Genomic DNA, 6514 nt, shown 5'->3' on the forward strand with positions numbered 1-6514 from the left:
TCGCTACTGGCGCTTCAGGTCGCCCTCCGGGTTGCCGGCGAGTGCGTCGCCGGACTTGTAGTGCAGGGTGCCGTTCGTATTGAGGCTGAACCGCTCCTCGGGCGAACCGTTGGAGCAGATCCCGGGGGCCGGATTGATATTGCCGCTGGTGTCCAGGACGACGGACCGGTCGGTGGCGGACGCCAGCTTCCAGTCGCCGCTGCAGTCGGTCTTCGTACCGAGGAGGTCGATGACGGACCTGTCCCGGCCGACCACGTCGCCGACCTTGCCCTTCTTGACGGTGATCTCGAACGTTGTGCTGACACCGGCGTTCACGGTGACGGTGCCCTTCCAGGTGCCGACCATGCCGTCCGGGACCGTGCTCCGGGACCCCGCGGGCGGACTCTGCTCCGTGTCCGAAGGTGCCGAGGACGAGGACGAGGCCGCCGGGGGCTTCTCCCCTGCCGTGTCGGCGTCCTCCCCGCCGCGCCCCGGCAGCAGGTCCAGTACGAACACGCCGCCCACCGTCACCGCCGCCAGCGCGGCCGCCACCGCCAGGGCCACCGTGCAGCTCAGCTTCCGGCCGCGTCGCTCGCCGTCGCCGGCCCGCACCGAGTTCGCGGTGACCGAGAGCGCGAGCCGGCCGGGCGGCGCGTCCTGCGGCTCGCGCTGCTGCGGTACGGCCTCGCCGTACGACGGGTCGGGCGGCCCGAACGCACCGGCCGAAGCGCCGCCCACCGAAGCGCCGCCGACCGAAGGGCTGCTGAACGGCACCGGCCCGGACCCGCCCGGCGCCGACGCCTGCGGCTCCAGGTCGAGCAGCCGCACCGCCGCCCGGCTCACCTGCTCGACCAGGGGCCCCGGCAGCCAGCCCGTCGCGACCATCGAAGCCGCGCCACCGGGGGCCAGCCGGGAAGCGATCTCGCGCGGGCCGGGCCGGGTGCCGGGGGCCTTGGCGAGGCAGTCGGCGATCAGCTCGCGCAGCTCACCGCGCAAGTGCTCGCCGAACTCCGGCTCCTCGTGCACGACCTTGTAGAGGAGGGTGGCCGAGTTGTCGCCGGGGAAGGGCGGAGTACCGGACGCCGCGTATGCGAGTACCGCGCCCAGGGAGAAGACGTCGGCGGCGCCGGTGACGCCCTTGCCGAGGATCTGCTCGGGGGACATATAGCCCGGCGAGCCGATCGAGACGCCGGTGGAGGTCAGCGATGCGGTGCCGTCCGTGGCCCGCGCGATGCCGAAATCGATGAGCCGGGGCCCGTCGAGCGTGAGCAGCACATTCGACGGCTTCACATCGCGGTGTACGAGTCCCAGCTCGTGCACGGCGGCCAGCGCCTCGGCCAGCCCGGCGCCCAGGGTCCGTACCGCGTGCTCTGGCAGCGGACCGTACTCCCCGATCGCCTGCCCCAGCGGCGGTCCCGCCACATAGCCGGTGGCCACCCATGGCACGGACGCGTCCGGGTCGGCGTCCAGAACCGGCGCCGTCCAGTCGCCGCCGACCTGCCGGGCGGCCTCGACCTCGCGGCGGAACCGGGCCCGGAACTCGTCGTCGGAGGCGAAGTGCGGATGGACCACCTTGACCGCGACGGTACGGCCGCCCGCGCTGCGCCCCAGATAGACCCGGCCCATGCCGCCCGCGCCGAGCCGGCCGAGCAGCCGGTAGGCGCCGATGGTCTGCGGTTCGCCTGCTTCGAGCGGCTGCATGACGTGGTCCTCCCCCTCGGACTCCCCAAGTCCCCCTGCGACTCCCTGCGATCCCCGAGCAGCCTATGCCCCCGGGTGTCGGGGATCACGCGGATCGGGGACGGCTCCGGGCGAACCAAAGCGCCTCATCGGCCCTCTCTCCGGACGAAATTCACCTCACCTCTCTCCTCACCCCCCTCCTCACCTCTCTGCCGGAGCCATGCCATGAAACACCTGCCCGCCGTCCTCACAGCCGCTGCCGTCCTCACCTCGGTCGCCCTGGTCGCCGGTTGCTCCGACGAAGGCGCGCCGGTCAGCTTCGACGGTCGGAGCGCCCCGGCCACCGCCACCACCCGCTCCACGGACAGCGGGAAGAACCAGCTCTCGGAAGCCGAGCGGAAGACGCTGCTGCCGACCGGCCCGAAGGCGGAGTTCACCAAGCAGAACTCCATCGACGACGGCACCGAGATCGGCGTGACCACGCTGCACGGCAAGAAGTCGGGCTTCACCGGCAAGGTGTGGGTGTGGGCCCCCAAGCAGTATTTCGACCCGAAGTACGCGCAGAGCGGTTTCCCCGTACTGATCGCCCTGCCAGGCGGCAACGGCTACCCGAACAACTACTGGATGGGGACCGACCTGGGGCTCCAGAGCAGCATCAGCAAGTGGTCGCGGGAGGGCAGGAGCCTGCCCTTCATCGTCGTGATGCCCGTACTCAACCCGGACGCCGACTACTACTACGACGGCAGCGACATACCCGGGCAGCCGAAGATGGGCACCTGGATGACCGAGGACGTGCCCGACTTCGTCAAGGCGAACTTCCGTACCTTCAAGTCCCGTGACGGCTGGGCGTTCATGGGCTCGTCGTCCGGCGGCTTCGTCGGCCTGAAGTCCGTACTGAAGAAGCCCGAGCAGTTCAAGGCCGTGATCGCGTCCGGCCCGGACACCGTCCCGGACTCGCCGCTGTGGAACGGCCATGAGAAGGAGCGGCAGGCCAACCACCCGGAGAAGCTCGCGCGGGCACTGGCCGCGAAGCCGGGCGGCCCGGACGTATACCTGGCGTTCCAGGCCGGAAGCAGGGAATCCGGGCTTACCAAGGTGAAGAACTTCATCAGGGACTACGGCAAGGGCCCGGTCAAGACCCGCCTCCAGGTCATCCAGGACGGCTCGCACAACGCCAAGACGTATGTGACGGGCATGGGAGACGGGTCCATCAAGTGGATCAGCGACCAGATGCAGGCGCCGATCGCCGCCGAGTGATCAGCGGGTCCCGCCGAGCAGCTCGACCTTCACGTCGGCCGGGAACCCGGTCGTGGGTCCGGTCCGGCGGGCGAATTCGCGTACACCCGCCAGCTGGTCCGGACCGAACCGGAAGTCCAGCGTCGTGAAGTAGCGCTTCAGCAGATCCGCGTCGAAGGTCTCCCAGCGGGCGGCCTGCTCGGCGACCTTGGCGACCTCCTCCAGGGACAGGTCGCGCGAGGCCAGGAACGCCTCGTGCACCTTCTCCACGACGACGGGCTCGCGCGCCAGGTAGTCCTTGCGCGCCGCCCAGACGGCGAAGACGAAGGGCAGCCCCGTCCACTCCTTCCACATCAGCCCGAGATCGTGAACCTCAAGGCCCAGCCGGGGCGCGTCGTGCAGCGAGGCGCGCAGGGCGGCGTCCCCGATCAGCACGGCCGCGTCGGCCTCCTGCATCATCAGCCCGAGGTCGGGCGGGCACGTGTAGTAGTCGGGCTCGACCCCGTACTGCTCGGCGAGGAGCAGCTGCGCCAGCCGTACGGACGTACGAGACGTGGACCCGAGCGCGACCCGGGCACCGTCGAGCCGGCTCAGCGGCACCTGGGAGACGATCACGCAGGACATGACGGGGCCGTCGCAGCCGACCGCGAGGTCGGGGAAGGCGACGAGCTGGTCGGCGTGGCGCAGGAACTCGACCAGGGTGATGGGGGCGATGTCCAGCTCGCCCGCCACCAGTCGCTCGCTGAGCTTCTCAGGGGTGTCCTTCGTCAGCTCGAGATCGAGGAGCGTTCCGGTCCTGGCGAGCCCCCAGTAAAGGGGCAGACAGTTCAGGAACTGGATGTGACCGACACGCGGCCGGCTACGACGGTGGCCGTCGGATGCTGTGTCTTCTTCGGTGTCCACATCGCGAGGCTAGCCCCGGCATCTCCGTCAGCACGTCAGAGGGGTGTCAAACGTCCGGGTGAAGTGATCTTTCCCTCTACCCCTCTGCCGACCCTGCGTGCTAGGCTCATCGCAAGTTGCAGTTTGGTTTCCCTTGCAGTACAGAGCCTGCGGAGCATGTGACCCGCAGGCTTTTGTAGTTTTCAGACTTCTTAGCAGGTTCTGGAGCAGGGCAACCCTTTGGCCCAAGGAGGGCTTATGGCTACCGGAACCGTGAAGTGGTTCAACGCTGAAAAGGGCTTCGGCTTCATCGCCCAGGACGGCGGCGGCCCGGATGTCTTCGTCCACTACTCCGCGATCAACGCGTCTGGCTTCCGCTCCCTCGAGGAGAACCAGACCGTGAACTTCGACGTCACGCAGGGTCCGAAGGGCCCGCAGGCTGAGAACGTCACCCCGGCCTAGTTGCCCGGGCCGACCGGATCGCGGTCGGAGTTAGCAGTACCCAAGGAGCCCTGCTCCCCACCTCGGTGGGGAGCAGGGCTCCTGCCTTTGCCGTTACGGCTGAGGCGTCGGGGTCGGGGTCGGGGTCGGGGTCGGGTCCGCGGGCTTTTCCTTGACCGTCAGGGTGACGTCCAGGGTGACGCCCTCGGGCGTGGTCAGGCGCAGCGTGTACGTGCCCGGCTTTTCGTCCGTGAAGATCTCCGGGAGCACGGCCCTGCCGTCGGCTCCGGTCGCCGCAAGCGTGACCGTGCGGACCGGCTTGCCGTCCTTGTCCTTGAAGTACGGGCCGGCCTCGGCCGGGACCCAGTCGCCCTTCTCGTCCTTGGTGACCATGCTCGCGGTGAGCACCGTGCCCGCCACCGCCTTGCCCTCGGCCGTCGCCAGGATGCCGACCGGTTCGGCGAAGCTCTCGCCCGCGACGGTCTCCAGCGGCGTGTCGCTCGTGCGGGCCAGCGCGTCGGCCACGGGGGCGGGCGCGGGCTTGACCGTGGCGCTGAAGCCGATCGCGGGCAGGGCGCGGGCCGGGATCGTGGCACGTACGGCGAAGGTGCCGGGCCGGTCGCCGGCCGAGAGCACGGGGGCGGTGGCGCGGCCGTCGGCACCGGTGTGGACGACGGCGGTCTTCCGGCCGGAGGGGAAGTGGGCACCGGTGTCGCCGACGATCTCGAACAGCACGGCCTCCCCGGCGGCCGGCTTGCCGTCGCTCTTGCCCGCCCTGACCTGCGGGCGGGTCGCGAACTCGGCGCCCGCCTCGGCGGTCAGCGAGGGACTGCCGACCCGCTCCAGCTTGTTCACGGTGGGAGCGGGCGGCGTGGGCTTGCCGGGCGTACCCGGTGTGCCCGGCGTGCCCGGTGTGCCCGGCGTGCCCGGGTTCGTCGGCTTGCCGGGCTTGTTCGGCGGGGTGGGCTTCGTGGGCGGCGTCGCGGGAGTCGTCGGGGGCGGGGTCGGTACGACCGGGGTGACCGGCGTCTCGGGCACCGGGTTGACGACGGCCGGCGGGTTGGGCACCTCGGCGGCGCCGTCCTGCTGGTACGTACGCATCCAGGTGAGGACCGTGTTGACGTACTCGCGGGAGTGGTTGTAACTGAGGAGCGCCTTGTCCAGGTCCTCGGCCTTGGCCAGGTCCCGGTCACCGGCGCACAGGTACATTCCCGTACCGAGCGCGGCGTCGTAGATGTTGTTCGGGTCCCGCTTGCCGTCGCCGTTGCCGTCCATCTCCCAGTTCGCCCACGTCGACGGGATGAACTGGGTCGGGCCGACCGCCCGGTCGAACTCGGTGTCGGCGTCCCAGCGTCCGTCGTCCGTGTCCTTGATCAGCGCGAACTGCCTGCCGTCCAGACGCGGTCCGCGGATCGGCTTCTCGGTGGAGCCGTCGGCCTTCAGGCCGTAGCCCGACGCGTGTACGGACTCCACCCGGCCGATACCCGCGATCAGCTCCCAGGGCAGATGGCACCCCGGCAGCGCGGCCCCCACCGAAGTCGCCGCCCGCTTGTACGCGTCGAGGGCCGTCCCGGGTATGCCCGCGGCCCCCTCCGGACTTCCGGGCGGGGCGGGTGGGTTGACCACAAGGTCCGGCAACTCCAGCCGCGCGTTGCCACGGTCCTGCGCCTGCGGACTGTCGGGCGTGGGCTCCGACTCCCCAGCACCGGCGGGCGTCGGCGAACTCACGACGGCGGCGGTGGTCAGGGTGGCCGCGAGCGCGGCGGCGCACAGCACTTGGCGGGTTACGTTGATGAGGTGACGGCGAAGAGGCTTCACAGTGCGGCGGTCCCCCTGGGCGTGCGCTGGCTGGTCGGGCCGTGAACGACCTCTGTGTCTATCAGGTCGCGCCGCCCCCGTCTGCACCAGCCCCCACATCTTTTACCGAAGCCCCGGACGGAATCCCTTTTGTCCACCGGGTGTTCACCGACTGCCGGCCGGGTTGAGTTCCAGCTCGGCCCAGACCGTCTTGCCCACCGTGCGGGCGTGCACGCCCCAGGCGGTGGCAAGGGTCTCGACCAGCAGCAGCCCGTGCCCACTCTCGGCCAGTCCGAGAGCGGGGACGGGCTGCCGTGGAGCCGGCTGCCGGTCACCGCGGGTATCGGAGACCTCGATACGGAGAAGTTCGTCGCCGACGACGATCCTCAGCTCGAAGTCCCGGCCGGGTACACGCCCATGGGCGAGTACCGGTAGGCCACTGGCGAGGTTTCCGCTGCGCGGACCCTTTTCCAGTGGCCCCCGGCCCGAACCCGCCGTG

The 6514-nt window shown here is 70.4% G+C and carries 6 protein-coding genes; 2 read left to right on the top strand and 4 right to left on the bottom strand.

The genetic code is table 11. From position 1 onward, the window contains the following. Positions 1-3: 3 nt before the first annotated feature. On the bottom strand, positions 4-1680 hold the full coding sequence (locus NLX86_RS31260; protein WP_254375186.1) for a serine/threonine-protein kinase: 1677 nt from the start codon (positions 1678-1680) through the stop codon (positions 4-6). A gap of 204 nt (positions 1681-1884) precedes the next feature. On the opposite strand from NLX86_RS31260, the gene NLX86_RS31265 reads away from it, so the two are divergent. Continuing rightward, the gene (locus NLX86_RS31265; protein WP_254375187.1) at positions 1885-2916 is read left to right on the top strand and encodes an esterase family protein; all 1032 of its coding nucleotides are present in this window, start codon (positions 1885-1887) and stop codon (positions 2914-2916) included. Here the strand turns inward: NLX86_RS31265 and NLX86_RS31270 are convergent, their stop codons facing one another. Then, the gene (locus NLX86_RS31270; RefSeq protein ID WP_254375188.1) at positions 2917-3798 is read right to left on the bottom strand and encodes a menaquinone biosynthesis protein; all 882 of its coding nucleotides are present in this window, start codon (positions 3796-3798) and stop codon (positions 2917-2919) included. It lies immediately after the preceding gene. A gap of 237 nt (positions 3799-4035) precedes the next feature. On the opposite strand from NLX86_RS31270, the gene NLX86_RS31275 reads away from it, so the two are divergent. Next, positions 4036-4239, top strand: a complete 204-nt coding sequence (locus NLX86_RS31275; RefSeq protein WP_030012116.1) for a cold-shock protein — start codon at positions 4036-4038, stop codon at positions 4237-4239. A gap of 93 nt (positions 4240-4332) precedes the next feature. On the opposite strand, the gene NLX86_RS31280 is transcribed toward NLX86_RS31275, so the two are convergent. After that, complete coding sequence (locus tag NLX86_RS31280; RefSeq protein ID WP_254375189.1) at positions 4333-6036, bottom strand: lytic transglycosylase domain-containing protein; 1704 nt, start codon at positions 6034-6036, stop codon at positions 4333-4335. 144 nt (positions 6037-6180) lie between these two features. Then, positions 6181-6514, bottom strand: a 334-nt coding sequence (locus NLX86_RS31285) for an ATP-binding protein (protein WP_254375190.1), incomplete at its 5' end; no start/stop codon positions are given.

The organism is Streptomyces sp. A3M-1-3 (assembly GCF_024213665.1).
In the GTDB taxonomy this organism is placed as follows: Bacteria; Actinomycetota; Actinomycetes; order Streptomycetales; family Streptomycetaceae; genus Streptomyces.

What these genes read in the sequence shown, in the direction of transcription:
- NLX86_RS31260 (WP_254375186.1), bottom strand. Translation starts at nt 1,680, where the DNA reads ATGCAGCCGCTCGAAGCAGGCGAACCGCAGACCATCGGCGCCTACCGG.
- NLX86_RS31275 (WP_030012116.1), top strand. Translation starts at nt 4,036, where the DNA reads ATGGCTACCGGAACCGTGAAGTGGTTCAACGCTGAAAAGGGCTTCGGC.
- NLX86_RS31265 (WP_254375187.1), top strand. Translation starts at nt 1,885, where the DNA reads ATGAAACACCTGCCCGCCGTCCTCACAGCCGCTGCCGTCCTCACCTCG.